General features: G+C 62.1%; 25 protein-coding genes. 13 read left to right on the forward strand and 12 right to left on the reverse strand.

Annotation, left to right across the window (positions count from 1 at the left end; genetic code table 11):
* Positions 1–514 precede the first annotated feature (514 nt).
* The 3 genes from RBH19_RS10455 to RBH19_RS10465 are packed head-to-tail and all read right to left on the reverse strand — an operon-like array spanning position 515 to position 4,454.
* Positions 515–1,840 (reverse strand): YihY/virulence factor BrkB family protein, encoded by a 1,326-nt coding sequence (locus tag RBH19_RS10455; RefSeq protein WP_306728801.1) that lies wholly within the window; start codon positions 1,838–1,840, stop codon positions 515–517.
* Positions 1,837–3,330 (reverse strand): RimK family ATP-grasp domain-containing protein, encoded by a 1,494-nt coding sequence (locus RBH19_RS10460; protein WP_306728802.1) that lies wholly within the window; start codon positions 3,328–3,330, stop codon positions 1,837–1,839. The genes RBH19_RS10455 and RBH19_RS10460 overlap by 4 nt, the downstream gene beginning before the upstream one ends.
* Complete coding sequence (locus tag RBH19_RS10465) at positions 3,327–4,454, reverse strand: GNAT family N-acetyltransferase/peptidase C39 family protein (RefSeq protein ID WP_306728803.1); 1,128 nt, start codon at positions 4,452–4,454, stop codon at positions 3,327–3,329. The genes RBH19_RS10460 and RBH19_RS10465 overlap by 4 nt, the downstream gene beginning before the upstream one ends.
* 187 nt (positions 4,455–4,641) lie before the next feature.
* Between RBH19_RS10465 and RBH19_RS10470 the strand changes: the two genes are divergently transcribed.
* Positions 4,642–5,439: an ABC transporter substrate-binding protein gene (locus RBH19_RS10470; RefSeq protein ID WP_306728804.1), complete on the forward strand. Its 798-nt coding sequence runs from the start codon at positions 4,642–4,644 to the stop codon at positions 5,437–5,439.
* Between the two features lie 34 nt (positions 5,440–5,473).
* Positions 5,474–6,598 carry an SLC13 family permease gene (locus RBH19_RS10475; protein ID WP_306728805.1) on the forward strand — a complete coding sequence of 375 codons (1,125 nt, stop codon included), beginning with the start codon at positions 5,474–5,476 and terminating at the stop codon, positions 6,596–6,598.
* Position 6,599: 1 nt separating this feature from the next.
* On the opposite strand, the gene RBH19_RS10480 is transcribed toward RBH19_RS10475, so the two are convergent.
* The 3 genes from RBH19_RS10480 to RBH19_RS10490 all read right to left on the reverse strand — a co-directional run bounded on the left by RBH19_RS10480 (position 6,600) and on the right by RBH19_RS10490 (position 9,723).
* On the reverse strand, positions 6,600–7,655 hold the full coding sequence (locus RBH19_RS10480) for a PepSY-associated TM helix domain-containing protein (protein WP_306728806.1): 1,056 nt from the start codon (positions 7,653–7,655) through the stop codon (positions 6,600–6,602).
* A gap of 11 nt (positions 7,656–7,666) precedes the next feature.
* Positions 7,667–9,019 carry a Xaa-Pro dipeptidase gene (locus tag RBH19_RS10485; protein ID WP_306728807.1) on the reverse strand — a complete coding sequence of 451 codons (1,353 nt, stop codon included), beginning with the start codon at positions 9,017–9,019 and terminating at the stop codon, positions 7,667–7,669.
* A 230-nt stretch (positions 9,020–9,249) separates the two neighbouring features.
* A complete protein-coding gene (locus tag RBH19_RS10490; protein ID WP_306728808.1) occupies positions 9,250–9,723 on the reverse strand; it encodes a Crp/Fnr family transcriptional regulator in 474 nt (157 codons plus the stop codon).
* Positions 9,724–9,888: 165 nt separating this feature from the next.
* On the opposite strand from RBH19_RS10490, the gene RBH19_RS10495 reads away from it, so the two are divergent.
* A complete protein-coding gene (locus tag RBH19_RS10495) occupies positions 9,889–10,359 on the forward strand; it encodes a hotdog fold domain-containing protein (RefSeq protein WP_306728809.1) in 471 nt (156 codons plus the stop codon).
* 102 nt (positions 10,360–10,461) lie between these two features.
* On the opposite strand, the gene katG is transcribed toward RBH19_RS10495, so the two are convergent.
* On the reverse strand, positions 10,462–12,672 hold the full coding sequence (gene katG, locus RBH19_RS10500) for a catalase/peroxidase HPI (RefSeq protein ID WP_306728810.1): 2,211 nt from the start codon (positions 12,670–12,672) through the stop codon (positions 10,462–10,464).
* A 264-nt stretch (positions 12,673–12,936) separates the two neighbouring features.
* Between katG and RBH19_RS10505 the strand changes: the two genes are divergently transcribed.
* The gene (locus tag RBH19_RS10505) at positions 12,937–13,557 is read left to right on the forward strand and encodes a class I SAM-dependent methyltransferase (protein WP_306728811.1); all 621 of its coding nucleotides are present in this window, start codon (positions 12,937–12,939) and stop codon (positions 13,555–13,557) included.
* A 2-nt stretch (positions 13,558–13,559) separates the two neighbouring features.
* Entirely contained in the window at positions 13,560–13,910 is a 351-nt protein-coding gene (locus RBH19_RS10510; RefSeq protein ID WP_306728812.1) for a DUF2200 domain-containing protein, read from the forward strand.
* Positions 13,911–13,949: 39 nt separating this feature from the next.
* On the opposite strand, the gene RBH19_RS10515 is transcribed toward RBH19_RS10510, so the two are convergent.
* The 3 genes from RBH19_RS10515 to RBH19_RS10525 all read right to left on the reverse strand — a co-directional run bounded on the left by RBH19_RS10515 (position 13,950) and on the right by RBH19_RS10525 (position 16,540).
* The gene (locus RBH19_RS10515; RefSeq protein WP_306728813.1) at positions 13,950–15,485 is read right to left on the reverse strand and encodes a tetratricopeptide repeat protein; all 1,536 of its coding nucleotides are present in this window, start codon (positions 15,483–15,485) and stop codon (positions 13,950–13,952) included.
* Positions 15,486–15,673: 188 nt separating this feature from the next.
* Positions 15,674–16,150: a DUF6644 family protein gene (locus RBH19_RS10520; RefSeq protein ID WP_306728814.1), complete on the reverse strand. Its 477-nt coding sequence runs from the start codon at positions 16,148–16,150 to the stop codon at positions 15,674–15,676.
* 6 nt (positions 16,151–16,156) lie between these two features.
* A complete protein-coding gene (locus RBH19_RS10525) occupies positions 16,157–16,540 on the reverse strand; it encodes a hypothetical protein (RefSeq protein WP_306728815.1) in 384 nt (127 codons plus the stop codon).
* 149 nt (positions 16,541–16,689) lie between these two features.
* On the opposite strand from RBH19_RS10525, the gene RBH19_RS10530 reads away from it, so the two are divergent.
* Together RBH19_RS10530 and RBH19_RS10535 are read left to right on the forward strand one after the other, a co-directional pair.
* Positions 16,690–16,968 carry a type II toxin-antitoxin system RelE/ParE family toxin gene (locus RBH19_RS10530; RefSeq protein ID WP_306728816.1) on the forward strand — a complete coding sequence of 93 codons (279 nt, stop codon included), beginning with the start codon at positions 16,690–16,692 and terminating at the stop codon, positions 16,966–16,968.
* Positions 16,968–17,261 carry a HigA family addiction module antitoxin gene (locus RBH19_RS10535; RefSeq protein ID WP_306728817.1) on the forward strand — a complete coding sequence of 98 codons (294 nt, stop codon included), beginning with the start codon at positions 16,968–16,970 and terminating at the stop codon, positions 17,259–17,261. The genes RBH19_RS10530 and RBH19_RS10535 overlap by 1 nt, the downstream gene beginning before the upstream one ends.
* A gap of 32 nt (positions 17,262–17,293) precedes the next feature.
* On the opposite strand, the gene RBH19_RS10540 is transcribed toward RBH19_RS10535, so the two are convergent.
* Positions 17,294–18,256 carry an alpha/beta hydrolase family protein gene (locus RBH19_RS10540; protein WP_306728818.1) on the reverse strand — a complete coding sequence of 321 codons (963 nt, stop codon included), beginning with the start codon at positions 18,254–18,256 and terminating at the stop codon, positions 17,294–17,296.
* A gap of 100 nt (positions 18,257–18,356) precedes the next feature.
* Here RBH19_RS10540 and RBH19_RS10545 point away from each other — a divergent pair, with 100 nt between their 5' ends.
* The 6 genes from RBH19_RS10545 to RBH19_RS10570 all read left to right on the forward strand — a co-directional run bounded on the left by RBH19_RS10545 (position 18,357) and on the right by RBH19_RS10570 (position 24,905).
* Complete coding sequence (locus tag RBH19_RS10545; RefSeq protein ID WP_306728819.1) at positions 18,357–18,941, forward strand: NAD(P)H-dependent oxidoreductase; 585 nt, start codon at positions 18,357–18,359, stop codon at positions 18,939–18,941.
* A 119-nt stretch (positions 18,942–19,060) separates the two neighbouring features.
* Complete coding sequence (locus tag RBH19_RS10550) at positions 19,061–19,642, forward strand: GNAT family N-acetyltransferase (RefSeq protein ID WP_306728820.1); 582 nt, start codon at positions 19,061–19,063, stop codon at positions 19,640–19,642.
* Positions 19,643–19,702: 60 nt separating this feature from the next.
* Positions 19,703–20,167 carry an MOSC domain-containing protein gene (locus RBH19_RS10555; protein ID WP_306728821.1) on the forward strand — a complete coding sequence of 155 codons (465 nt, stop codon included), beginning with the start codon at positions 19,703–19,705 and terminating at the stop codon, positions 20,165–20,167.
* Between the two features lie 386 nt (positions 20,168–20,553).
* A complete protein-coding gene (locus tag RBH19_RS10560) occupies positions 20,554–20,931 on the forward strand; it encodes a GNAT family N-acetyltransferase (protein ID WP_306728822.1) in 378 nt (125 codons plus the stop codon).
* A gap of 88 nt (positions 20,932–21,019) precedes the next feature.
* Positions 21,020–21,412 (forward strand): hypothetical protein, encoded by a 393-nt coding sequence (locus tag RBH19_RS10565; protein ID WP_306728823.1) that lies wholly within the window; start codon positions 21,020–21,022, stop codon positions 21,410–21,412.
* A gap of 253 nt (positions 21,413–21,665) precedes the next feature.
* Entirely contained in the window at positions 21,666–24,905 is a 3,240-nt protein-coding gene (locus RBH19_RS10570; protein WP_306728824.1) for a S41 family peptidase, read from the forward strand.
* 101 nt (positions 24,906–25,006) lie between these two features.
* Here the strand turns inward: RBH19_RS10570 and RBH19_RS10575 are convergent, their stop codons facing one another.
* Positions 25,007–25,282 (reverse strand): hypothetical protein, encoded by a 276-nt coding sequence (locus tag RBH19_RS10575; protein ID WP_306728825.1) that lies wholly within the window; start codon positions 25,280–25,282, stop codon positions 25,007–25,009.
* Between the last annotated feature and the right edge of the window lie 126 nt (positions 25,283–25,408).

Below are 25,408 nucleotides of genomic sequence, written 5' to 3' on the forward strand. Positions count from 1 at the left end.
CTCAGCACTCAGCACTCAGCACTCAGCACTCAGCACTCAGCACTCCCCCTACACCCCCTGTCAGCACCCTCCTACATCGCCACGGGCAATGCCCTGATTTCGTCAGGCCCCTTCACGCCGTATCGTTACACCCAACGCAGAATGATGGAGCGACGAAAAGGGGGAGGATTGCCGGAGGGGCGTGCGTCAGGAAACACGTACGAAACCAGCCAGGAAGGCGAACCGGCAGAAGCAGCCCGCATTCTGTGAGGGTCGGGATGACCCGACCGGCCGTGGTCGGTGGATTCAGGAGGAGTCAGGGGACAGGCTGGCCCAGGACGGGTCGCTTCAGGGAAGAAGTCGGGCAGGCGCCCGGGCAGGGCCGTCAGGGAGTGCGGTCGGGAAACCGCGGACAGACCTCAGGCTGTCCGCGGTTTTTTCTTTGGAGCCCCTGATTCGCCCCTGGACACCCAAGAGGAGTCAGGGGCCCCGGCTTTTATAAGGCCCAGGTGATTGTTCGGGCCGCAGGCGTTTTCTATTCCCTGTCTTCGACGAACGCACGCAGGCTCATGTCGGCCAGTTTGTCGTCCACCTGCCTGTCCAGGTCATCCAGCAGCTGTTTCACCGGCGCGATGGACTTCATTTGCGCATCCGGGTCATCCGCTTGCTGGTATCCGCGGGTGGCATGGTGGATGCGTTTCAGCGTCATGCGCGCCAGGTCCTGTCCTGGCAGAAACCCGGCCTGATGGCCCTCGGTGCTGAGTATCAGGCCGGCATCTTCCAGCCGCACGATGACCGATTCCAGTACATCGCCGCGCACATGCAGCTCACGACAGAGCGTTTCGAAGGTCCAGGGTGAATCACCGTTTAAATAGCTGCGGGCAATCAGATACATCACTGCCAGGCCCAGCTCTTCCTTCTCCCGGTGGGTGGCCCCCATGGCCGACGGCAGGCGGGTGACGAACTGCGGGTTCTGGATATAGAAGCTGATCTTTCCGCCGAACAGCAGGATCAGCCAGCTCAGGTACAACCAGATGATGAAGAAGAGCAGGCTGGCAAAGCCCGAATAGATGGCGGTGTAACGGGCTGATGTGGCAATCACCTGCGCGAAGATCCAGCCGGTGGTCTGCCAGGCCAGCCCGGCAATGACGGCACCGGTCAGGGCGGCGCGGAGTTTTACCCGAGTGTTGGGCACGAAGACATAGATGAAGGTGAAGGCGGCTACAACCAGCAGGTAGGGCATGATGGTGCTGAACCACACCATCAGGGTGCCGAAGGGTTCCACCTGGGAAATGCGCTGGACAATCGTGTAGCTGGAGAAGGATGCCGTGACGCCCACCGCGGAAAAGACCAGCACCGGCCCCACCAGCACCACACTAACGTAGTTGCTGAATTTTTCGGCCATGCCCCGCTGACGGCGGATGTGCCATGTCTCGTTCAGAGCGGCCTCGATCTTCTGCAGCAGGGAATAGACGATGTAGACCAGCAGCAGCAGGCCAACCGAGCCCAGTACCCCGACCTGAATGTTGTCCACGAAGCCGAGAATGTTGTCGGTGACTTCGGGCCCGCGTTCACCAAGCGGCTCCAGTGTTCTCAGCAGTACAGGCTCCAGCTGGTTGTGAACGCCGAAGCCCTTGAGCACCGAGAAGCTGAAAGCCAGCAACGGCACAATGGAGAGCAGGGAGGTATAGACCAGGCTCATGGCCCGAAGATTGATCTGGCCCACCGCGGCATCTCGGAATCCGGCATGGATAACCCGGGCGATACGCACCAGCCAGGCCATTTTGCGGCTGGGCAGATCCTGAATCTGTACGGACCACAGCCAGTGTAGAAAGCGATCCCTCGGGTTCACTGCATTCATGATCGGCGTCCCCTCTGCTGGTGACGGGCTTCGATGCGGTGCAGGAATGTCTGCATGATTTCATCGTACAGTGCCCGTCCAAGACAGGCATCTTCAATGCCATGGTCGATATTGGGGTTGTCATTGATCTCAATGACATAGACCCCGTGTTCATTCTGCTTCAGATCCACCCCGTAGAGGCCATTGCCGATGGGCGTGGCGGCGCGAACCGCGGTTTCGATCACTTCCGGCGGTGCATCTTCCACTCGCAGCGTGCGCGATTCGCCCTCGCTGAAACCCTTGTCACTGTCATGATGATAGATCTGCCAGTGATTATCGGACATGAAGTACTGGCAGGCATACAGAGGCTTTCCATCCAGAATGCCCACCCGCCAGTCAAAATTCGTGTACAGCCAGGACTGGGCCAGGAGCAGATCCGAGTCGTGGAACAGGCGCTTGCAAATGCGTTCGTACTCGGCCGGGTTCTCGGCCTTGAACACACCGGTGGAGAAGGCGCCATCGGGTACCTTCAAAACCACCGGCCAGCCCAGTGCCTCGGGCGCCGACTTCCAGTCGTCCCGGCTGATGACTCGGGTGCTGGGGTGGGGTACCCGATGGGCGGCCAGCAGCTCGGCCAGATACACCTTGTTCGTGCAGCGCAGAATGGACTGCGGATCATCGATGACGGCGATGCCTTCCAGGGCCGCCTTGCGGGCAAAGCGGTAGGTGTAATGATCGATGCGCGTGGTGGTGCGAATGAACAGGGCATCGAACTCGGACAAGCGCCCGAAGTCCTTTTTCCGGATCATCTCTACCTGCAGGCCGAGCCGGCGTCCGGCGCGCACGAAATAGCGCAGGGCGGCATCATCGGAGGGGGGCAGTGCCTCGTCCGGATCCACCAGGATGGCCATGTCGTAGCGGTAGAGATCCGGATCCTTCGGCCGCCGCCAGCGTCGTCCCAGCCATTCCACCATGGCCTGGCCCACGAAGGAGGTTTCCTCCGCCGGCACTCCCCGCAGGCCAATGCCGCGAATGCGCTGGATGCGCCAGACGCCATCACGCTTGAGCTCCACGCGCAGAATCGGACAGGCGAGGGATTCGAACAGGCGCCGGGCGAAGCCGCCCACACGCTCGTCGGGACAACGGCCGAAGGCAATCAGCAGTTGCAGGCGATCATTGGGCTCATCCGCCAGGCGAGCCTGCAGTCGCTGTTCCAGCCAGGCCGTATCCAGTCGTGGCAGGGCGGCACTGGAGAGACCGGTGATGGTGGCCACATTCGGGATGATGCGATGGCCCCGGGCTTCGGCCAATAGTGAGGCGTAATAACCGGTGCCCAGGTAACGATAACTGTTGCAGAGGTTGATCAGCTTGAGGCCGCGGCGATTGTCGCTGTTACGAAGATATTCATCCACCGTCATGCGCGGAATGTCCGGCAGCTCGGGGCTCCAGTCGGAGGCCTTGTCCACCAGGGCCACCAGCCGAATGCTGTCTTTCTTCCGGTTTGCGTTCATGACAAGGGCCCCAGCAGAATCACGGCCCGCTGGGCACTGCGCCCGTAACGACTCATGCGCTCGAACTCGCCGGAAGGGATGGGCATGTCGATGCCGTCCAGGCGGTCCCGGTCGCCCGGCCGCCATCGGGCATTGCTGCGGCTCTTCAGATTGGTGTCCCAGGGGTCATGGACGAAGAAGAAGGGCTCGCTGTAGCCGGTCACCACCACCCAGTGAGGGGACTTCTCATTCCAGATGCGCCAGGAGCTGATCAGGACCAGGGCACGCCAGCCCCGGGCAAGCGATTTCTGCAGAACCTCCACCCCCGGCCAGCCATGATGCATCGGGACGTCGAGGCGCTCCAGTTCACGCTGAAAGTCCGCTTCCACCATTTCGATCACCGCCTTCTTCTCCTCGTCGCGAACGGAATCCACGAAGAAGGGCCGGGGGCCGTCGGTCCACAGCTCCACCGCATGGCCCCGGTGGGCGGCGGCCACCGCCAGACCAAAGGGGCCACAGCCACCGTGCCCGGAGGTCATGAAGACGGTTGTGGCCTCACGCCAGAGCCGAATCTCCTCATTACGGTTGAGGGGTTGGCTGGCGTTCAGACTGGCCAGGGCCATCATCAGCGCGGCCGGGCCGCAGGTGAACTCCAGTGTCTGGCCATACCAAGGCACGCTGGAATGAGGCGGACGGATGACATCCGCCAACGATTTCTCCATGCGCAGGGCATCGGCATGGTCTTCATAATAGTCGGGATAACGGCCAAAAGGCTGGTAACCGGCAGACTGGTAGAGGGTGATGGCCGAGGCATTATCCTCGCGCACTTCCAGACGCATGGCCACGCAACCGTTTTCCACCGCCTGCTGCTCTCCATCCACCAGCAGCCGACGCCCGAGGCCACGACCCTGGGCGTCGGAAGCCACTGCCATGGAGTACAAACGTGCCAGCGAAGTCCCACGACGGAATATCACAAGGACATAGCCCAGCAGCCGACCTTCTTCTTCAGCCACACGCAAAGCCGAACGGCCCTGCTGGATGAATCGCTGAAAACTGCGTCGGCTCAGACGATCCGAGTCAAAGACTGCGTTCTCCAGCGCCACCAGCACATCCAGATCGGATTGTCGGGCATCCCTGATGTCCATGGGCGTACGATGATCTCCCCGGCTCAATGCCCCAATGATAGTGGCACGAAAGGGGGGCAGGCCACCATAATCATCGTTGTCGTTGTCGTTGTCGTTGTCGTTGTCGGATTTTCTTTCACACCCGAAAAACCCGATTACGACAACGACTACGACCGAACCGCTTGTTGCCTGCTGGTATCATGAGGGCATGACAAATTATCCCCAACGCATCGTCTGCCTCACCGAAGAGACCACCGAAACCCTCTATCTGCTGGAAGAAGACTGGCGGATTGTGGGTATCTCCGGCTTTACCGTGCGCCCGGCCAAGGCGCGCAAGGAAAAGCCCAAGGTCTCGGCCTTTCTCAGCGCCAAGATCGACAAGATTCTCGATCTTGAACCGGATCTGGTGCTGGGCTTTTCCGATCTCCAGGCTGATATCGGCAGTGAGCTGGTCCGCCAGGGTGTGGAAGTACACATCTTCAACCACCGCAGTGTGGAAGAGATCTTTCGCATGATGGGCATGCTCGGCGGCATGATCGGCTGCCAGGCCAAGACCGAGCAACTGCTGGATGAGCTGCGTGCCGGTGTCGAGCGCATTCGCGAACAGGCCGCGTCACTGCCCCGGCGTCCCCGGGTCTATTTCGAGGAATGGGACGAGCCCATGATGTCGAGCATTCGCTGGGTGGCTGAGCTGGTGGAGATCGCCGGGGGCGATGATTGCTTCCCCGAGTTGCGGGACAAGGCTCTGGGCAAGGACCGCATCATTGCTGATTACGAAACCGTCATCGAACGTCAGCCGGACATCATCATCGGTTCCTGGTGCGGCAAGAAGTTCCGTCCGGAAAAAGTCCGGGAACGGCCCGGTTTCGACCGCATTCCTGCGGTACAGAACGGGGAGCTGCACGAGATCAAGTCCGTCAACATCCTGCAGCCGGGCCCCGCCGCCCTTACCGATGGCCTGCAGCAGCTGTACGCCATCATCAGCGACTGGGCCGGGCGCCAGTGAATCGCGGCCGGGCGCCAGCCTGATGATCTGAATCATGCGTCTGCCCTTTCGCCATGTGCTGAGCCGACTCGCCGAAGAAGGGCTGCTGCTGATTCTTCTGCTGGCCTTTGCCCTGCTGCTGCTCTTGCAACCAATCGGCATGCATGAGCTGGGTGCCCTGATTCACTGGGAAACCATCTGGGTACTGGCCGGCCTGATGGTCCTCAGCCGGGGGCTGGAAGCCAGTGGTGGCCTGGCGCGGGCTGCTCAGTGGCTGCTCCATCGCCTGCGTGGCGAGCGGCGCCTGGCCGTGGTGCTGATTCTCTTCTCCGCCGCCCTGTCGGCCGTGGTCACCAACGACGTGGCGCTTTTCATCGTCGTACCCATGACCCTGGGCCTGCATTCGGTTGCTCGCCTGCCGATCGGCCGTCTGATCATCTTCGAGGCCTTCGCCGTCAATGCCGGGTCCACCCTCAGTCCGGTCGGCAATCCACAGAACCTCTTCCTCTGGCAATCCTCCGGGGCGGGCTTTCTCGAATTCACCGCCACCATGCTGCCGCTAGCTCTGGTGCTCACCGGCCTGTTGCTGGCCCTGGTGCCGCTGGCCTTTCCCGCCCGGCGGATCGAGGTCTCCGCCGGCAGTTACTTTCCCGCCTTCCAGCGCCCCATGCTGTGGCTGTCCCTGCTGCTTTATCCGATCTTCCTGCTCATGGTGGAACAGGGGCTGGTGAGCTTGGCTGCCCTGGCGGTGATCGGCCTGTTCCTGCTGCTGTGGCCGCGCAGTCTGCTGGGGGTCGACTGGCTGTTGCTGCTGGTCTTCCTGCTGATGTTTCTGGTGCTCGGACAACTGGCCCTGCTTCCGCCGGTGGCGGCACTTGCGGGGGGCATAACGGAGTGGCCCGGCGGCATGCTCAGCGGGGGCATCCTCCTGTCCCAGCTCATCTCCAACGTGCCGGCGGCGATCTTTCTGGAAGGGTTTACGGACGACTGGCGGTTTCTGGCCTGGGGTGTGAGTGTGGGCGGCTTTGGCCTGGCGATTGGCTCCATGGCCAATCTGATTGCCCTGCGTCTGGCTCGTCTGCCCGGTCTGTGGTGGCAGTTTCATCTCTGGTCACTGCCGGTACTGCTGCTCGCCATGCTGCTCAGCTACCCGCTTGCCTGGTGGTGGCTGGGGGCGTGAATCATGCCGATTGGCGACGTCTCAACCACAAGCGGATACCGGTGACATACAGCAACAGGGGCAGCATTCCCAAGGTGGCGACCAGTAGCCGTCCCGGCTGGCCCAGCGCGCGGCCATCGTGCAGGGGGCGCAGCCAGGCCATGAACCGGTCCCCGCCACTGGTCTGTGACCAGTGTCGCCGCTCCAGTATCTCGCCGCTGTAGCGATCCAGGACCAGATGGCCGCTGCCCGCCAGCCATCCGGCTGGATCGGCTTCCCGCATGCTGATGCGGTAGATGCCCTCCGGGCTTCGTGGCAGACCGACGCTGCCTGTCACGCCATCCGGCATGTGAAGGCGGGCCAGCGACATGGCCCCGCTCAAACCGATGTCGGTGGCCGAATGGTTCCCCTCCGGGACCGTCGACTGGTGGCCCAGTCCTAGACCGGAAAGGGGTGAGAACCGTTCCACGGCGGGTCGCGTGTACTGGGGCAGGGCCAGCATCACCCCTGTCACCACCACCACAAGCAAAGGCAGGCCGGCATAGACACCCAGCCCATGATGCAGTGGTTGCTGCCGAAGCCGAAGGTGCCGGCGGCGCCACCACAGCAGACTCCCCGTGATCATGGAGAACAGCAGGAAAAGGCCGGTGAAGCCGATGAGGGTCTGCCCGGAACGCCCCAGGTGCAGGCGGAAATGAAGTACATGCACGAAACGCATGATGCCTTCGCCCACCGGTCGTTCACCCAGGGCCCGTCCCGAAGCGGGGTCCACGGTCACCAGTCGATCGAACGTGCGTTCCGGGGTGCCCACATAGAAACGATAGACATCCCGGGAAGCGGCGGGCAGGGAAAGAAAGGAAACCACTTCCGATTCCCCGGTGAGTGCCTCGACGGAAGCCAGGGCTTCAGTGGCCGATACGGCTGTGCCGCTGGCCGTCCCGGCGCGCAGCAGATCCGGGTTCAGCCAGCGATCCAGTGTGGACTGGTACACCAGCAGGCAGCCGCTAAGGCCAATCAGCACGAACAGCGCACCCAGGGAGAGCGCCACCCACAGGTGCACCCGATACAGCAGCCGCATTCCTTTCCCCCTCAGTGGCGGTTCTTGTTGTTAGCCGGTGACAGCTTCTTCGCATCCGGAACCTTGTGCTCGACACCGCCCTTCATGACAAAAGCCACCGATTCCAGCTTGGTGACATCCTCCAGGGGGTTGCCTGACACGGCGATGATGTCGGCATGAAAGCCCGGCGCAATGCGGCCAATGTCCTCGGCCCAGTCCAGCAGTTCGGCGGCGTGGATGGTGGCGGCCTGGATGGTCTCCAGGGGTGTCATGCCGGCGTCCACCATGCGCTCAAACTGCTTGCCGTTCTGGCCGTGGGGATAGACCCCGGCGTCGCTGCCGAAGACAATCCGCACCCCGGCCTCATGGGCCCGGCGCAGGTTGTCCCGCTGGGTCTGGCCCACCTCCCGTTCCTTTTCCAGCGACTCTTCCAGAATGCCGATTTCCTCGCCCATGCCGAGGATGTAGTCGGAGACATAGACATCCATGACCAGCGCCGTACCGTATTCGCGTGCCAGGGCGATGCTGGCGGGGGAGATCAGGCTGGCATGCTCCACCGAGTCCACCCCTGCCCGGATGGCCAGTTCGATGCCGGCATCTCCGTGGGCATGGGCCGCCACCCGCATGCCCAGGGCGTGGGCTTCTTCCACGATGGCCTGCATTTCTTCCAGGGTGTATTGCCGTGCGCCAGTGGCCGTGCCCTTGGACATGACCCCGCCCGTGGCGCAGAACTTGATGGTGTCGGCGCCGTACTTGAGATTCTTGCGCACCTGTTCACGCACCGCCCAGGGGCCATCGGCCACGCCGCCGCTGCGGTGCCCGAACTCCGGTGGCAGAAGGTTGTTGTCACAATGCCCGCCGGTCATGCCCAGGGACTTACCCGCCACCCGCATGCGCGGGCCGGGAAAATCACCGGCCTCGATGGCGTCACGCAGGGCCAGATCGGCAAAGTTCGGCGCGCCCACATTGCGTACCGTGGTAAATCCCGCCGCCAGGGTGTCCCGGGCTGCCCGCACGCCAAACAGGGCAGCCCGGTGGCTGCCGCGGCCCAGGCGCGTATGCCCCTGGATGGTGGCGTCGGAAGTGAGATGAACATGGGCATCGGTCAGGCCCGGCAGGACGAAGTGATCGGCAAGATCGATAACGCGGACTCCCTCGGGCACCCTGCTGTCCCCCCGCGGGGCCACCGAGACCACCCGGCCATTGGCTATGCCGATCAGTTGGTCGTCAAGAACCGAGCCAGTGGCCGTGTCCAGCATGTGGCCGGCGTGAATGAAATGCTCCGCCGCTTCGGCATCACCCTGGGCCCGATCACTCTCGGCACAGGCGGGCAGGGCGGAAAAGAGCAGGAACAGGGTGGTCACGACAACAGGCAGGCGCGACATGGCACTCTCCGGACAATGACAGGGCCGTCATTGTAGGGGATCGCGGGGGTTTATCCCATCTCGGCAACGAACCACGCCAGCCCGCAATCGTTGCTTCTATCTTTTCGTCGTTGTCGTAATCGTAATCGTAATCGGCTTTTCTCCCCCACCCGAAAAAGCCGATTACGACTACGACTACGATTACGACAACGAGGGCACTGCCAACTCAGCACTCAGCACTCAGCACTCACTCAAGCAAACCCTGGCGGGTTCCACTCCTGCATCATCTTCTCGCGGGCGGAGCTGACGCGTTCGGACATCAGGCCGGCGAAACGCTTGAGCATGTCATAGCCGAAATCCGGGTCTTCCTCGCAGCGCTTGAAAATGACATCGCCGTCGAAGCGGATCACATTGGCATCTTCCAGGGCGCGGGCCTGGAAATGCCACTGGTAGGGCGGAATCAGCCAGGACCAACCGATGATGGCGCCCTCACCGAGGTTCTGCAGCTCCAGCGGAGGCCCCTCAATGGCGGCCACTTCCAGGCTAATGCGCCCGTCGGTGACCAGATAGAAGCTGTCCGCCTTGTTGCCGTGACGGAAGATCACCTCGTCCCGGCTCACCTTCCGGCTGACGGCATGCTCGGCGAGAAAATCCAGCCAGTCGCTGTCCAGGTCAGCGAAGAAACGCTGGGATTCGATCAGTTTGCGAATGGCTTTCTTGTCCATGTCCGTCTCCGCTACAGCCGTTGGCTAATCGAGCTTTCAGTCTAGCCGCCAGAGTGAGGCCCTCCTTGATCAAGGTCAACTACCCGACCGGCTATTTCCCAGAAATACTTCGGCCCGCTATGCTGTCGCTCCTTGCCCGCATCCGCAAAAAGAGGTCTATTCGGCATGAGTCAGCAGAGCAGCACCCTGATCACCTGGCAGAAATTCAGCCGCCGCTGGGGCGGCCAGTGGTTGTTTTCCCGAGTGGTGTCCCATAGTGCGCCGTATTTTGCCACCATTCGCCCGCGCATCACGGCGCTGGAGCCGGGCCTGTGCGAAGTGCGCATGAAAAAGCGGCGCAAGGTGCAGAACCACATCGGCACCGTGCATGCCATTGCCATCTGCAACCTGGCGGAGCTGGCCGCCGGCGTCATGACCGACGCCACCATCCCGCCCAGCCATCGCTGGATTCCCAAGGGCATGACGGTCGAATACCTGAAGAAGGCCGCCACCGATCTGGTCGGCCGTGCCGAGCTGGATCTGGTTCCGGCCTTCGATGAGGCCCGCGACCTGGCCGTCCCCGTCAGTGTGCGCGACAGCAATGGCGAGGAAGTGGTCCGGGCCACCATCACCATGTGGGTCACGCCAAGGAAGTGATAACGGATCCATCGCCTGAGTCCGGCGGGCATGAAAAAGGGCGCAACCGTTGCCGGTTGCGCCCTTGTCGTTTTAACCGTCGCTTCCGACGGCAAGCAAGGCTTACTGCTTCAGATCGAAACGATCCGCGTTCATTACCTTGTTCCAGGCCTTGACGAAGTCCTTGACGAACTTCTCTTTGGCATCGCTCTGGGCATAGGCTTCGGAAATCGCACGGAGCTGGGAGTTGGAGCCGAAGACCAGGTCCACGCGAGTCCCGGTCCATTTCTTCTTCCCGCTCTTGCGGTCAATGCCCTCGAATTCCTCGTTGTCATCGGAGACGGGCCGCCATTCTGTGGCCATGTCCACGATGTTGACGAAGAAGTCATTGCTCAGCTCACCAGGCCGGTCGGTGAGGACACCATGCTTCGAGCCACCCACATTGGCATCCAGTACACGCATACCCCCAACCAATACCGTCATCTCCGGCGCGGTCAGGGTCAGAAGCTGTGCCCGGTCGAGCATCATTTCTTCCGCGGGCACGGTGTAACGCTTCTTGAGGAAGTTGCGGAAGCCATCCGCTTCCGGCTCCATCGGCTCGAAGGATTCCGCATCCGTCTGCTCTTCCGTGGCATCAGTGCGTCCCGGGTGGAAGGGTACTTCCACACTGTGGCCCGCTTTCTTGGCAGCCGCTTCAACGGCAGCATTACCACCCAGCACGATGAGATCCGCCAGGGATACCTTCTTATTGCCCGAGGCGCCGTCATTGAAGGCCTTCTGGATCTCTTCCAGCTTGCCCAGCACCTTCTTGAGCTGGGCCGGCTCATTGGCTTCCCAATCCTTCTGCGGTGCCAGACGAATGCGCGCCCCGTTGGCGCCACCGCGTTTGTCTGAATTGCGGAAGGTGGAGGCCGAGCCCCAGGCCGTCTTGACCAGCTCGGAAATCGACAGCCCGGAGTCCAGAATCTCCTTCTTCAGGGCTTTGATGTCCTTGTCGTCGATCAGATCATGATCAACGGCCGGTACCGGGTCCTGCCAGATCAGATCTTCTGCCGGAACCTCCGGCCCCAGATAACGCACCTTCGGGCCCATGTCGCGGTGGGTCAGCTTGAACCAGGCACGGGCAAAGGCATCCGCGAACTCGTCCGGGTTCTTGTGGAAGTGCTCGGAGATCTTGCGGTACTCCGGGTCTTCGCGCATGGCCATATCAGCGGTGGTCATCATGATGCCCACCTTCTGCGAGGCATCCTCGGCATCCGGCGCGTGATCCTTGTCCGCGAGGCCTTTGGGTACCCATTGATTGGCACCGGCCGGGCTCTTGACCACTTCCCACTCGTAGCCGAAGAGCACATCGAAGTAGCTCATGTCCCAGGTGGTGGGGGTGGGGGTCCAGGCCCCTTCCAGGCCACTGGTGATGGTGTCGCGGCCCTTGCCGCTCTTGAAATCACTGATCCACCCCAGGCCCATCTGCTCCAGTGGGGCCGCTTCCGGCTCAGGCCCCACATGGGACGGATCGCCGGCACCATGGGTCTTGCCGAAGGTGTGACCACCGGCCGTCAGGGCAACGGTTTCGTAATCATTCATGGCCATGCGGGCGAAGGTTTCACGAACATCCTTCGCTGAGGCCAGAGGGTCGGGATTTCCATCCGGGCCTTCAGGGTTCACATAGATCAGACCCATCTGTACGGCAGCCAGGGGGTTCTCCAGCTCACGGTCACCACTGTACCGCTTGCTGTCGAGCCACTCATCCTCGGCACCCCAGTAGATGTCTTCCTCCGGGGCCCAGATGTCTTCGCGGCCGCCACCAAAGCCAAAGGTCTTCAGACCCATGGATTCGATGGCCACATTACCGGCCAGAATGTACAGGTCGGCCCAGGAGATCTTGTTGCCGTACTTCTCCTTGATCGGCCACAGAAGACGGCGGGCCTTGTCCAGGTTACCGTTGTCCGGCCAGCTGTTGATGGGGGCGAAGCGCTGGTTACCGGTCGAGGCGCCCCCGCGGCCGTCCGCGGTTCGATAGGTGCCGGCGGCGTGCCAGGCCATGCGAATCATGAGCGGACCATAATGACCGTAATCGGCCGGCCACCAGTCCTGGGAATTGGTCATCAGATCCTCGAGATCCTTTTTCAGGGCCTTGAGGTCAAGCTTCTTGAATTCTTCGGCGTAATTGAAATCCGCACCCATCGGGTCGGATTCGGGAGTGTGTTGATGCAGGATGGACAGATTCAACTGCTCCGGCCACCACTGCTCATTGGTGGTGCCTCGACCACCCTTACGGGTCTGTGCTCCGTGCATGACAGGGCATTTTCCGTTGTCTTTCCTGTTTGCGGCCATTTTCCTCTCCAGTCTGGAATGAATGATCATCAGGGGCTGCACCACCCACGGGTGCTGCAGCCGCATGTGTAAAACCGCCACGGTGACTACTTGGCGCACTGCCAGGGGGGGCGAGTGTTTCCTTCCCCTGCCTTGCCCTCCTAGTAATAGTCCAGGTTCCCGATAGTTTCCAATGAATCATTTGGATTAAATCAATGGGATTTATTTATCGGTACTTTCGCCCTTGTGCACCGCCGTGGTGCCGGGCATGGCATGATGAGCCCCATGATCCGAAGCCTGCTCTACGACGCCCTCATTCCGCGCCTGACCGCACGCTGGTATGGCGCGGTCATCGACCGCCTGCCTGCCGGCTGCGAGCTGCTGGATGTGGGGATTGGTACCGCCAGCGCCCTGCTGGCCAACAGCGAGCGGCTGCGCGAGAAACGCATCCGGGTCACTGGCGTGGACATTGATGCCGCCTATGTGGAGCGGGCGCAGCAACGTGTGGCCACATCATCGCTGGCCGATCAGGTGACGGTTCGTCTGCAGTCGGTCTACGACCACCAGGGCGGGCCTTATGACGCGGTCTATTTCTCGGCCAGCTTCATGCTGCTGCCCGACCCGGAGGCGGCCCTGCGCCATTGCCTGACCCTGCTGAAGCCGGCGGGGCGAATCTATTTCACCCAGACCATTCAGACCCGCCGCTCCCCCTTCATGGAGCGCCTGAAACCCATGCTGAAACGAATCTCCAGCATCGACTTCGGCGGTGTGACTTATGAAGAAGACTTCAAGGCCCAGCTGCAGGCCGCCGGCCTGGTTCTGGAAAGCTTTGAGGAACTGGCCCGGCGGGGCCGCCAGGCCTACTGCCTGGCCGTGGCCCGGCCAGCCGGCGCAAAGGAGGGATGAACATGTCCAGACACCCAATCTTCGATATGGCCTTTGCCAGGGTCTATCCCATGTATGTGCAGAAAGCGGAGAAGAAGGGGCGCAGCCAGGCGGAGGTCGACGAGGTGACCTGCTGGCTCACCGGCTACGATGAGGCCGGGCTTCGGCAGCAGATCGATCAGGGGAACAGCTTCGAGCAATTCTTCGCCGAAGCACCGGCCTTGAACCCCAATGCCTCCCTGATCAAGGGCGTGGTCTGCGGCGTGCGAGTGGAATCGGTGGAGGATCCCCTGATGCAGAAGATCCGCTATCTCGACAAGCTCGTGGATGAACTGGCCAAGGGCAAGGCCATGGAGAAGATATTGCGTCAGTAATCGGGCATCGCCCAGAGGGCGGTGCCCGATTACCAGACTTCAGTTGGCCAGTTGTTCCCGGGCCTGCTGCATGCCGGCCAGGGTGTTCTTGCGGCCCGGCCAGATGTCGTCCCCCGCCTGGTAGGCGGCCAGGGCCTCATCCGGGCGGTCGAGGGCCAGCAGGAGATCACCCAGGGCTTCATAGGGCGGGTACAGCGCCCCCGGGGTAATCGGGTTCTTGTCCACGGTGCCTTCCAGCTCCGCGGCCGCTTCCATCAGGCGGATCGCCGAATCGGCGTTGCCCTGCTCGTGCTCGCTCCAGCCAGCAAGAATCTTGCGATCCACTTCAATGAAGATGGCAAAGTTCTCCTCGCCAGCCTCTTTTGCCCGGTCCCGCAGGGTGGCCAGGCGCGCCTCGGCCTCTTGAGCCGCCTCTCCATTACCGGCATGAATGGCGCCCAGGCCACGGGCGTACCAGCTCAGGCCCTCCGGCCAGAAACTGCCGTCCCAGGGCAGGTAATCCGGCTGGCGAGGCTCCAATGCACCGGCCTTTTCCCAGTCCCGCCGTTCCACGGCGATGCGGGCCGGAATGGCCGCCGCATGAAAGGCGGCGGCAAAGCCTGGCTGGTGGCGTTCCACCGCTTCGGCTTCTTTCTGCACCGCCTGGGCCCGGTCCACTTCACCCTTCTGCAGATAGCCATAGACCAGATAATCGAGGGCGTGGATGTAATGAAAGGAGATGGCGTCATCGACCTCGTGATCCCGGGCCGCATCGGCCGAGCGCCGGTTCCATTCAATCACCTGATCCCATTCGCCCAGCCGCACATAGATATGTGACGGCATGTGAAGGGCGTGCGGTACGCTGGGTGCGATGTCCGAATAGGCCTCCACCATGGCCAGGGCGTTCTCGGCCCGCCCATCCACGTCAGTGGCATGAATGGCGTAGTGGATGGCGCCGGGGTGCTGGTTCTCCTCTTCCCAGACACCGGCCAGAATGGCCTCGGCCTCATCATGCAGTTCGTGGCGGGTCTCCGTGTCGGCCCGCATGCCCAGCACCAGACGGGACAGGGCATACAGGGCGGCGATGTCATGATCCTCCGGGTGGTTCGAGTAGGCCTCGGCCATGCCACTGGCCCAGGCGTCGATGCGATCGCCATAGCCCATGTCTTCATCGGCAAAGAATGCGCCCACCGCATCAATCAGGGCGTGCTCCCGCTCACCGCCAGGCCCGGCCTTGCGGGCCCGTTCAATGGCTTCACGGCCGGTGGCCAGGGCATCCGCGTCCGGGCGTTCCGGCCAAAGGGGCTGGAACCAGGTGGCCGCCACCCCCCAGTGGGCCATGGCGCAGTCCGGGTCTTTCTCGACCAGGTCGCGGAAGGTCTCGCGCGCCTGTTGATACATCATGTGATGTTTCAGGGCCAGGCCCCGGTTGAAGGTCTCGGCCGAATCCGCAGCGCAATCGGGCCGAAAATCCACCACCCCGACCGATTCCCCGTCCTTCACATGCGCTTCGTCGTGATGATCGTGCTGGGCGCTTGCGGCCGCTGAATACACAAGCGCCAGTAGCAAAATGAGTCCTGAGAGCATCCTGTCCATAATGATTCCTCCCCACCGGGCGAGTGCACCCGGCTGCCGGATAAAATTCCCACGAATATCCCCCACAGCTCAGCCTAGGTCAGGCTCGCCGGCCTAACCAGCCGATTCCGGGTGAATCAGACGGATGGCTTTAGGGGAGGGGAAATCCCGGTTAGGGCAGGCTGAAAGCGAGGCATCCCAAGCCGTGGCTACAGGAAAGCGATCCAGCGCCCGGCAATCAGGGCCGACAGCCAGAGCAGAAGTGACAGCACGGCGGTGATCTTCAGTGTGCGGGCAACCGGCGCCCCCGCCAGCATGGCCTTCCACTGGGGCAGCTGGTGCACCACCAGGGCATTCAGGACGGCCAGGGCCACCAGGCCCAGCTTGATCAAAAAGGCGCTGTTATCCAGGTAGTGGGAAGGCTGCACGCTGAACAGCAGTACGCCGGTGGTCACGGCCAGTAGCAGGCCACCTGCCGCCACCCGGCTGAGCAGGGGTGCCAGCTCACTGAGCCGGCCACGCCGGATCGCCCCCAGTATTCGAAGATCCAGCGTGATAATGCCACCGACCAGCAGGCCCAATCCGGTGATATGGGCCGAGCTGGCCAGTGGATAGGCAATGGTGGACTGACGCAGTGCCGAGGCCATGGCGGTCTCACCCAGCCACAGCAGCAGTGCCGTCAGCATCCGCCCTTATTCCTCGAGCAGATCCGGATAGAAGGTGTAATGCTCGCCATCAATGGTGGCGCGCACGGCCTTGATGATCTTCTCATCACTATCCTTGGAGCGGTGCCCGATGATGATGATCTCATCGCCTTCCTCGGCCACACCGTCCACGAACCCGGCATCCCGGGTCTGACGCGGGTTGCCCAGATCGACCTGCCAGGGGCCGTCATCCGTGTCGATCATCAGGCGCGGATGGGGCGGGCCAATGTAAATCTCGGTGATCACGCCGGTCATTTCGGTCTGTTTGTCTTCCGCCCACGCCCAGCCGTGGTGGGCCAGCGTGCTGGAGGCCCAGAAAAGCAGGCCGATCAGTGCGACGGGCATGCCGATACGAGCGATGGTCTTGTGCATGGCGGATCTCCTTGCTGCCTCGGGAACCAATAGGATGCCAGTATAGGATGTGATTGTTTCCCCGCCAGACGGTTCCAGCAATCAGGCAGGCCGAATCGCTTCGACGATTCGACTTGTTGCGTGGTGCGCAACAGGCTATAATTCTGCCCATGATCAAATCATTCCGCCACAAGGGACTGAAGCGGTTCTATTCGACAGGCAGTATGGCAGGGATTCAATCCGCCCACGCTCAGCGCTTGCGTATGCAGCTGGCGGCATTGGATACAGCCATGCAGATTGAAGACATCGATATTCCGGGTTTTGGGCTGCACCCGCTTAAGGGCAAGCAGAAGGGCAGGTGGTCGATTCGAGTTAGCGGTAACTGGCGTTTGACCTTCGAGTTCCGAGACGGACACGCCTACATTCTTGACTATGAGGATTATCACTGATGAGCATGCACAACCCTCCGCATCCCGGTGAGTTCATCCTCACGGTTTACATGGAGCCTTTCGGCGTCAGTGCTCGAAAGCTTGCCGATCGTCTGGGTGTATCACCGTCCACCTTTTCGCGTCTGCTGCGCGGTGATAGCGGTGTCAGCCCGGAAATGGCGTTGCGGCTTTCCCGGGTCATTGGCCGCTCACCGGAAAGCTGGCTTGCCATGCAGGATGCCCACGACCTTTGGCTGGCCCGTAATCAGCTCGACGTCGAAAAACTCAAGCCCTTCGATTTCGAAGCCGCATAATCAGGTCCGGCGGGTATTTCACTTCCAGGCCCTTACTGCGCCTCGTGTGACAGTTGCTGCCAGAAGGCCGGGGCGGCCAGGGCTTCCCAGAATTCCGGGGCGAAGCCCTGGGGCCGTCCGCCGTCCAGGCAGAAGGCGCCGTGGCGGAAGAAGTGGTCCAGGCCCTCGATGGTCTCGATCACCAGGCCGTCGTTGCCGCTGGCCTTGCCGAAGTGCGCCTTGAGGGGCGGGATATTGGTCTCGGGCATGACCATGATGTCGTTGCTTGCAAACAGGGCGAGCATGGGCTGCTGCAGGCGGGCCAGATCGTCGGCGGGGTCGTAGCGCACGATGCGGGACAGATAACCCGCCGGCATGACGCGGCCAGCGGTACCGATCAGGGACAGGCTGCCGGCCAGTCCCGCTCGCCGCAGGCCCGGCAGGCGACGCTCCTCACAGCGCCAGCGGTTTTCCGTGTCCTCGATGATCTGCTGGCGCACACCGATGGCGGGGCCGGCCAGACTGATCACGAAGGCCACCTCATCGGGATGGTCAGCCGCGGCACTGACGGCAATCCATCCCCCCTGGCTGTGGCCCAGCAATCCGATGCGAGCCGGGTCGAGCTCGGTCCGGCCGCTCAGCGCGCGAACCGCCGCGATGGCATTGTCGGCCCGATCCTCGAAATCCTCCTTGCGCCAATCGCCTTCTGACCGACCCACGCCGGGCTTGTCGAAGACGTACACGGCGTAGCGCTGTTCATCGAACCATTCCTGGAGTTGCGGCCAGAACCAGGAGCGGCGTTCGCCTTCCCAGCCGGTTCGGTAACTCTCATCACCGGAGCCGGCCAGAAAGACCACCACCGGGAAGGGGCCCTCGCCCTCGGGAAGGAACAGGGTTCCAGACAGCTGCCCGCCTTTTGCCTCGAAGGCGAGATCAGTCCCGGGCAGCTCGGCGAAGGCCAGTGCCGGCAGAAGCAGGGCGGCCAGCACCAGGCACCGCAGATTGGACAGTTTCACGACTAATGCCCCCTTAAAGTGACATCTGCTTGATTCGGCTCAAGCCACCATTATTGCGGATAAACCTATTATTACCCGTCACGAACAGCAGGTCACCGTCATGGCCAGCATTGTCATCATCCAGGGACACCCCGACTCGGCCGGTGGGCATTACTGTCATGCCCTGGCCGTGGCCTATCAGGACGCAGCGGAAGCCGCCGGGCACCAGGTCCGGCACATCGACGTGGCCGGGCTGGATTTCCCCTGGCTCAAAAACGCCGCCGACTTCGAGTCCGGTGATCCGCCCCCGGCCATTCGCCAGGCCCAGCAGGCCATTGAAGCGGCCGATCACCTGGTCTTTCTCTATCCCCTCTGGCTGGGCGATATGCCGGCCATTCTCAAGGCCTTCCTGGAGCAGACCTTCCGCCCGGGTTTTGTCACCGAGCCGGGTCAGGACATGGGCAGTTTCGGCCCCCGTCGCCTCAAGGGGCGCTCGGCCCGTCTGATCGTCACCATGGGCATGCCGGCCCTGTTCTATCGTCTTATCTACCGCGCCCACAGCGTGAAAAGCTTCCGCCGAAACATCCTGCGTTTCTGCGGCTTCAAGCCCGTGCGCACCACCCTGATCAGCGCCTCCATGGGCGGTGACAAGGGCCGCGCCCAGTGGCTGGAGAAAATGAAGCACCTTGGGCGGGCATGTCGCTGAGCGATTCACGGATACTCGGCTATCCTTATTACAAATGTTTAAGGGGACTGTTCGCTGCAATGACGTTGCGCGATGATCCCGGCTTGATACCGAGTTCTTGGCGTTTCATTGAGGTTGCAATGAATATCCAGCTGCGTAAAGCGAAGATTGAGGATGCCCCCGCCCTTGCCGAGCTGATGAATCTGGCAGGGGAGGGGATTCCGGCCTACCTGTGGGGGCAGATGGCTGATCCGGATGAAGACATCATGGCCTTCGGTGCGCGCCGGGTCGCTCGTACCGAAGGTGGTTTCAGCTACACAAACGCCTATGTCGCCACCGCCGGCGATGCCATTGCCGGCATGCTCCTGGCCTATCCGCTGCCCGATCCCTATGAGACCGGGCTCTTGGATGACATTCCGGCTGTCGTCCGCCCGCTCGTGGAGCTGGAATCACGGGTGCCCGGCGCCTGGTACGTCAACGCGGTCGCGACAGCCTCCGTCTATCGAGGCAAGGGAATTGGCCACCACCTCATGAAATTCGCGGAGCAGTTGGCCGACGAAGCCAATACAAGATCCGTTACCCTGATCGTGGCGGAAGAGAACATCCCGGCGGTGAAGCTGTACCGGAAGCTTGGTTACAATGTTGTTGAGCGCCGGGGCATCGTCGATTACCCGGGCTGCTCGCACACCGGTGATTGGATTCTGATGCAAAAACAGTTGTAGCGGACACCGTGACTAACGCGCACACTGTTGCCGGTTGATACGCCTGGCAGGGAGCAAAACTTGATCATTGAACGCCTGTTCATCAGCCCGGAAAGCGGTACCCCGCAATACGAGTGTGAGCGCATCGTGCTTGAGCGCGGCAAGGGCATCGTGGGTGACCGCAACTTCGGTCTCAGCAAATACCCCGGCCAGAACCTCACCCTGGTGGAAGCCGAGGAGATCGAACGCTTCTGCACCAAGCAGGGGCGAGCAACGGACCTCTCCATCACCCGCCGAAACCTCGTCACACGAGGCATACGCCTCAACGACCTGGTCAACACCGAATTCACCATCGGCAATGTACGCCTGCGCGGCGTCGAGCTCTGCGAACCCTGCGCCACCCTCGGCCGCGCCCTGAGCAATGAATCACTCAGCGCCGCCGCAGTGGTGAAGCACTGGGTCGGCCACGGCGGCCTCCGCGTGGACGTGCTCAGTGACGGCGAGATTGCCCGCGGGGCGGACATCGTCCTGGCCCAGGCGGAATAAGCCGGATAGCAGCCGCTCCAGCCAGCCAGGCAGGGGTGAAAAAACCGAATATTGGACTATGCTTTTCTGCAAGCCACGGACAGGCGCGCCCGCCCCAGATCGCACCGCCTCCCCGTTCAGCTTCCACAGCCGCCAAGGTGGCCGTTGCCATGCCCAGCCCCGGAGAAGAGGGCACCTAGCACACATATATAAGAATGATTGAATTCACAAAAAGCGGAAGGCACGCGATTACGGTGAATATTGGGAGGGATTGGGGTAACTTTCTGATTATGCATGGAAAAGCGCGTTCTTCTTTTTGCCGGAAATCGGGAGTTATACCGCCGGCACGATATTGCGGTTATATCGCTTTCCACCTAATCAGCTGTTAGCCAGACGAAGTTCTATCTATGAGCAGCATCCTGAAGTACCAAAAAAAGCATGAGCATGAGCTCATATCCCTTCTGGGGAAAGAACCTGACTGGAGCTCGTTTCTGGGCGATGATGCAATTGATAAGTTCAAGGATGCATTGCTTGAGAGTGAGACCTTTCTCTGCGAGAGCGAAGGTAATATTTGCGGATATCTCCGGGCCTTGGTTGATGGTTTTGGCATCTATATCAGCGAGCTGTATGTCTCACCACAGTACAGAGGGGCCGGCTTTGGTGCGGAGCTTCTGGAAAGAATTAAGCAGGAATATCCGAAACAGGATGTTTACGTGCTGTCTGATGAGGACGCCTATTATGAGAAGCTCGGATATGAGCGGGTCGGCTCAGTTTTCAAACTATAAAATGGCTAACAAACGCATGTTGTCGGACTGGTTTTCCGCTGCGCTCCAAACCAGCCGCAAATGCGGGCGTTAACGGAGCACTGAAGAAATGGCGAAGAGAAAGGCGTTAATAGTCGCGGTTTCTGTGGCTCATTTTCTCGCTGCCATCATACTCCTTGCCAGAACGGGTGCGGTGATGTCGGTGATCCAGTCCCCGGCGCTTAGTCCCGAGAGTGTGCGGATGATCTGGATCCAGACGGCCATCCTGTCCGTGCCGGCGCTTTTGCTTTTAGTTGGCGTTGTAGGGCTCTGGCTGGCACGGCCGTGGGGATGGATGGCGGCTGCGTTGGCGGATGCAATCCTTGTCGGGCTCGTCATCGGGGACTGGCTGTTGGGCGGTCAGCGGGTAGATCATGTTCCCGTGCTCGCGATTCTGGTGGTGCTTTTGCTGCCGTTCCTTGTGCCACATGTTCGGGCGCTCCTGACCTCTACTCCCGACTGAATGCCCCGGGCCGATTGCCTGCATCCGCCTGGTTCATTGGCTGGGCTTGCTAGGTTCGGGCGGTGCCATCTGAAATAGGGATGCGCCCGCCCATATTGAACGTTCCAGCCCAGCCGCGCTCTTATTCTTCTGGTCGCTGCTGGCACCCATCCGGGCATTCGCCCCCTGGATGGACAGCTCGCGCCCCTTTGCGCACAATCCCTCGCTGGCGCTCGCCGTCAGTCATCCGGATAGATCCTGCATGGAGAGATACATGGTTGCTCGCGGATTGCTCTTCCTTTTGCTCTTCTTCTGCTCCACCTCCCTTCTGGCCGGCTCCCTCGGCTACTACCAGTCACCCACCCTGCATGAGGACACCGTGGTCTTCGCCGCGGAAGGCGATCTGTGGGCGGTGTCGGTGGAGGGCGGCACGGCGCGGCGGCTGACCAGTCATGCCACCGAGGCCAGTGATCCCTACTTCTCGCCGGACGGGGAGTGGATTGCCTTCACCGGGCGCTATGAGGGCGCGGCCGAGGTGTATGTCATGCCCGCCAGCGGTGGCGAGCCGCAGCGGCTGACCTGGAAGGGTGGTCATGTACAGGTGCAGGGCTGGACGCCGGCCGGCGAGGTGCTGTTTGCCTCCAATAACCGGGTGGGGCCGAGCTGGTACTGGCTGCTCAAGCGGGTCAATCCCGAGAGCCGGGTGGTGAGTGACCTGCCCCTGGCCGATGCCCGGGAAGGGGCCTTCCTGGATGAATCGCGGCTGGTGTTTACCCGCTTTGGCCTGGGCGTGACGATGGACAATGCCCGCGCCTACCGGGGCGGGGCCATGGCCCAGTTGTGGCAGTTCGATCTGGATGGCGATAATGAAGCCCGCCGTGTGGCCGCCAACCACGGCGCCAATCTGACCCACCCCATGAGCCATGAGGGTGGCCTGTATGTGCGCAGTGACGAGAGCGGCCTGTTCAACCTGGGCCGTCTGGACCCGGACAGCGGCGAGTTCAGCGCCCTGACCGCGCATGAGGATTTCGAGGTGCGTCGCCCGGCCATGGGCGATCAGGGGCGCATCGTCTATCAGCACGGGGCGGACATCCGCCTGCTGGATGTGAGCAGCGGCGAGGATCGCCAGATCGACATCGTGCTTTCCAGTGACCGCGCCCATGCCCGTGAGCGCTGGCTGGACAGCCCCATGGACTATCTGGATTCGGTGAACGTCGCCCCGGAAGGTGACCGGGTGGCCCTGACCGCCCGTGGCCGCCTGGCCATCGTCGGCACCGGGGAACTGCGTCGCATCGAGATCGAGTTGCCGGAAGCGAGCCGCGCCCGCCAGGCGGTGATCGACCCCGACGGGGAGTGGGTGTATGCCTTCGTGGATGCCAGCGATGAAGTGGAACTGTGGCGCTTCCCGGCCAATGGCCGTGGCGAGGGCGAGCAGCTGACGGATGATGCCAGCACCCAGCGCATGGGACTGAGCATTTCCCCGGACGGACGTTACGTGGCCCACCATGACATGGACGGGCGCCTGTTTCTCTTCGACACCCGCCGTGGCCGCAATCGCCAGATCGATGATTCCGACGGGGTCGGTTACCGGCAGGTGGTCTGGTCGCCGGATGGACAGGCCCTGGCGGTGGTGCGCCCGGACAGTGCCCAGCAACGGGTGCAGGTGCTCTTGTACGACGTGCGCCGGGGTGACATGCACACCCTGAGCAGTGATCGCTACGAAAGCCATTCGCCGGTCTTCAGCCCCGATGGGCGCTGGCTGTATTTCCTTTCCAACCGCCATTTCCAGGCCACGCCGGGTTCGCCCTGGGGCGACCGCAACATGGGTCCCATGTTCGATCGCCGCACCCAGATCTTTGCCCTGGCCCTGCAGCCCGGCAATGTCTTCCCCCTGCAGCCGCGGCATGAGCTGATTGATGAGCGCCCGGATCATGGCAAGACGGATGACATTGCCGGTATTCAGTGGGATGGCCTGGCCGATCGCCTGCACGAAGTGCCGGTGGACCCGGGCAACTACGACAGCCTGGTGGTGGGCAAGGATCGCCTCTTCCTGATCGACCGGCCCACCGGCGGCAGCCCGCGGGTGCAGACCCTCGACTTCGGCAAGGATCGCCCGCGCCTGGAGACCTTTGGCGAGGGCCTGGATCTGCTGCAGGCCTCGGCCGAGCGTGACCGCCTGCTGCTGCGGCGCAATGGTGAGCTGTTCATCGTGCAGGCCGGTGGCCAGATGCGGGGCGATCTGGAGGAAGCCCGGGTGCGCATCGGCAACTGGCGTCTGCCCATCCGCCCGGCCGTGGAGTGGCAGCAGATGTTCGCCGATGCCTGGCGCATGCAGCGTGACTTCCTCTTCGACCCGGCCATGCGCGGGGTGGACTGGGAAGGGGTGCGTGAAAAGTACGCGCCCTTCGTGGAGCGCATTGCCGATCGCCGTGAACTGGATGACCTGCTGAGCCAGATGGTGGCCGAACTGGGCGTGCTGCATTCCCAGGTGCGCGGCGGTGAGTACCGGGATGATCCGGAGACCGCCCGCCCGGCCTTCCTGGGTGCGGACTTCGAACCGGTCGACGCCGGGGCCCGCGTCACGCGCATCTATCGCAGTGATCCGGAGCTGCCCAGTCAGCGCTCCCCCCTGGCCCGGCCCGGCGTGGATCTGAGCGAGGGGGATGTGATCACCCACGTGAACGGCCGGGCCGTGAACGAGGTGAATCACATCCACCAGCTGCTGGCCTGGCAGGCCGGCGAGCAGACCCGCCTGGATTACCGCCGTGGCCGTGACAGCGGTGCGGTGATCGTGCATCCCATCAATGGCTGGGAGAACGATGCCCTGCGTTATCGCGACTGGGTCAGTGGCCGCCGTGAAGTGGTGGAGCGGGCCTCCGACGGGCGCATCGGCTATCTGCATCTGCGTGCCATGGGCCCCAATGACATCGCCGACTTCGCCCGCGAGTTCTACGCCAATGTGGATCGGGAGGGCCTGATCATCGATGTGCGCCGCAATCGCGGTGGCAACATCGATTCCTGGATCATCGAGAAGCTGCTGCGCCGGGCCTGGTCCTTCTGGCAGCCGCCGGGCCAGCCCGAGTTCTGGAACATGCAGAACACCTTCCGTGGCCATCTGGCGGTGTTGATCGATCCGCTTACCTATTCCGACGGCGAGACCTTCTCCGCCGGGGTGAAGTCCCTGGGCCTGGGTCCGCTGATCGGCCAGCAGACCGCCGGCGCCGGGGTCTGGCTGAGTGACCAGAACCGCCTGGTGGATCGGGGCCTGATGCGGGCCGCTTCCCTGCCGGTGTTCGATGCCGAGGGCAACTGGATCGTGGAAGGGCGTGGTGTGGCCCCGGACATCCACGTGGAGAACCTGCCCCACGCCACCTTCCGCGGTGAAGACGCCCAGCTCCAGCGCGCGGTGCGTGAGTTGCTCGACACCCTGGAAGAGCAGCCCATCACCCGCCCGGAAGCACAGCCCATCCCGCCCCTGGGCACACCGGGCCGGGACGTCAGCCCGCTGGACTGAAGCGGGAAAGCAAACCGGAGGAACGCATTCGGCCGCTCAATCGAGCGGCCGAATGCGTTCAGGGGGTGAGTGACGGAGATCTTCTGCCATCCCCCTGTGGTTCAGGTTGCTTCTGCACGAGCGCGCTGGAGCATCCAGCGCATGCTACTGAGCCACAGGAACAGGGCAAGGACCGCCACCAGATCCCAATGCGGTGGCGTGCCGGCGGACAGTGTGGAAAGCCCGAGCAAGGGTTCGATCACATCCCTGAACAGCTTGATCAAGAGAAAGAACTCAAGCGTATACAGATAGGGCGTCTGGAATGTCGGCATGGATATTCTGGCCATGCGGATGCTCAGGAAGGCACCCATCAGTATCGTTATGAAGATCAGATTCATGTCACTTCCCGGTGATTGTTACAAGGGACTCAATCCCATCGTCATCAAAGAAGAATTCGTATTGCCCCACAGGGAATTGAGGTAAGCCTTAACGCTGCGGGGAATGATAGAGAATGGGTGAGAGCA

The organism is Natronospira bacteriovora (genome assembly GCF_030848495.1).
Taxonomy (GTDB): Bacteria; Pseudomonadota; Gammaproteobacteria; order Natronospirales; family Natronospiraceae; genus Natronospira; species Natronospira bacteriovora.

What these genes read in the sequence shown, in the direction of transcription:
- RBH19_RS10475 (WP_306728805.1), top strand. Translation starts at nt 5,474, where the DNA reads ATGCGTCTGCCCTTTCGCCATGTGCTGAGCCGACTCGCCGAAGAAGGG.
- RBH19_RS10550 (WP_306728820.1), top strand. Translation starts at nt 19,061, where the DNA reads ATGAATATCCAGCTGCGTAAAGCGAAGATTGAGGATGCCCCCGCCCTT.
- RBH19_RS10455 (WP_306728801.1), bottom strand. Translation starts at nt 1,840, where the DNA reads ATGAATGCAGTGAACCCGAGGGATCGCTTTCTACACTGGCTGTGGTCC.
- RBH19_RS10495 (WP_306728809.1), top strand. Translation starts at nt 9,889, where the DNA reads ATGAGTCAGCAGAGCAGCACCCTGATCACCTGGCAGAAATTCAGCCGC.
- RBH19_RS10515 (WP_306728813.1), bottom strand. Translation starts at nt 15,485, where the DNA reads ATGGACAGGATGCTCTCAGGACTCATTTTGCTACTGGCGCTTGTGTAT.
- RBH19_RS10570 (WP_306728824.1), top strand. Translation starts at nt 21,666, where the DNA reads ATGGTTGCTCGCGGATTGCTCTTCCTTTTGCTCTTCTTCTGCTCCACC.
- RBH19_RS10535 (WP_306728817.1), top strand. Translation starts at nt 16,968, where the DNA reads ATGAGCATGCACAACCCTCCGCATCCCGGTGAGTTCATCCTCACGGTT.
- RBH19_RS10510 (WP_306728812.1), top strand. Translation starts at nt 13,560, where the DNA reads ATGTCCAGACACCCAATCTTCGATATGGCCTTTGCCAGGGTCTATCCC.
- RBH19_RS10565 (WP_306728823.1), top strand. Translation starts at nt 21,020, where the DNA reads ATGGCGAAGAGAAAGGCGTTAATAGTCGCGGTTTCTGTGGCTCATTTT.
- RBH19_RS10505 (WP_306728811.1), top strand. Translation starts at nt 12,937, where the DNA reads ATGATCCGAAGCCTGCTCTACGACGCCCTCATTCCGCGCCTGACCGCA.
- RBH19_RS10545 (WP_306728819.1), top strand. Translation starts at nt 18,357, where the DNA reads ATGGCCAGCATTGTCATCATCCAGGGACACCCCGACTCGGCCGGTGGG.
- RBH19_RS10460 (WP_306728802.1), bottom strand. Translation starts at nt 3,330, where the DNA reads ATGAACGCAAACCGGAAGAAAGACAGCATTCGGCTGGTGGCCCTGGTG.
- RBH19_RS10530 (WP_306728816.1), top strand. Translation starts at nt 16,690, where the DNA reads ATGATCAAATCATTCCGCCACAAGGGACTGAAGCGGTTCTATTCGACA.
- RBH19_RS10490 (WP_306728808.1), bottom strand. Translation starts at nt 9,723, where the DNA reads ATGGACAAGAAAGCCATTCGCAAACTGATCGAATCCCAGCGTTTCTTC.
- RBH19_RS10575 (WP_306728825.1), bottom strand. Translation starts at nt 25,282, where the DNA reads ATGAATCTGATCTTCATAACGATACTGATGGGTGCCTTCCTGAGCATC.
- RBH19_RS10485 (WP_306728807.1), bottom strand. Translation starts at nt 9,019, where the DNA reads ATGTCGCGCCTGCCTGTTGTCGTGACCACCCTGTTCCTGCTCTTTTCC.
- katG (WP_306728810.1), bottom strand. Translation starts at nt 12,672, where the DNA reads ATGGCCGCAAACAGGAAAGACAACGGAAAATGCCCTGTCATGCACGGA.
- RBH19_RS10560 (WP_306728822.1), top strand. Translation starts at nt 20,554, where the DNA reads ATGAGCAGCATCCTGAAGTACCAAAAAAAGCATGAGCATGAGCTCATA.
- RBH19_RS10470 (WP_306728804.1), top strand. Translation starts at nt 4,642, where the DNA reads ATGACAAATTATCCCCAACGCATCGTCTGCCTCACCGAAGAGACCACC.
- RBH19_RS10465 (WP_306728803.1), bottom strand. Translation starts at nt 4,454, where the DNA reads ATGGACATCAGGGATGCCCGACAATCCGATCTGGATGTGCTGGTGGCG.
- RBH19_RS10525 (WP_306728815.1), bottom strand. Translation starts at nt 16,540, where the DNA reads ATGCACAAGACCATCGCTCGTATCGGCATGCCCGTCGCACTGATCGGC.
- RBH19_RS10520 (WP_306728814.1), bottom strand. Translation starts at nt 16,150, where the DNA reads ATGCTGACGGCACTGCTGCTGTGGCTGGGTGAGACCGCCATGGCCTCG.
- RBH19_RS10480 (WP_306728806.1), bottom strand. Translation starts at nt 7,655, where the DNA reads ATGCGGCTGCTGTATCGGGTGCACCTGTGGGTGGCGCTCTCCCTGGGT.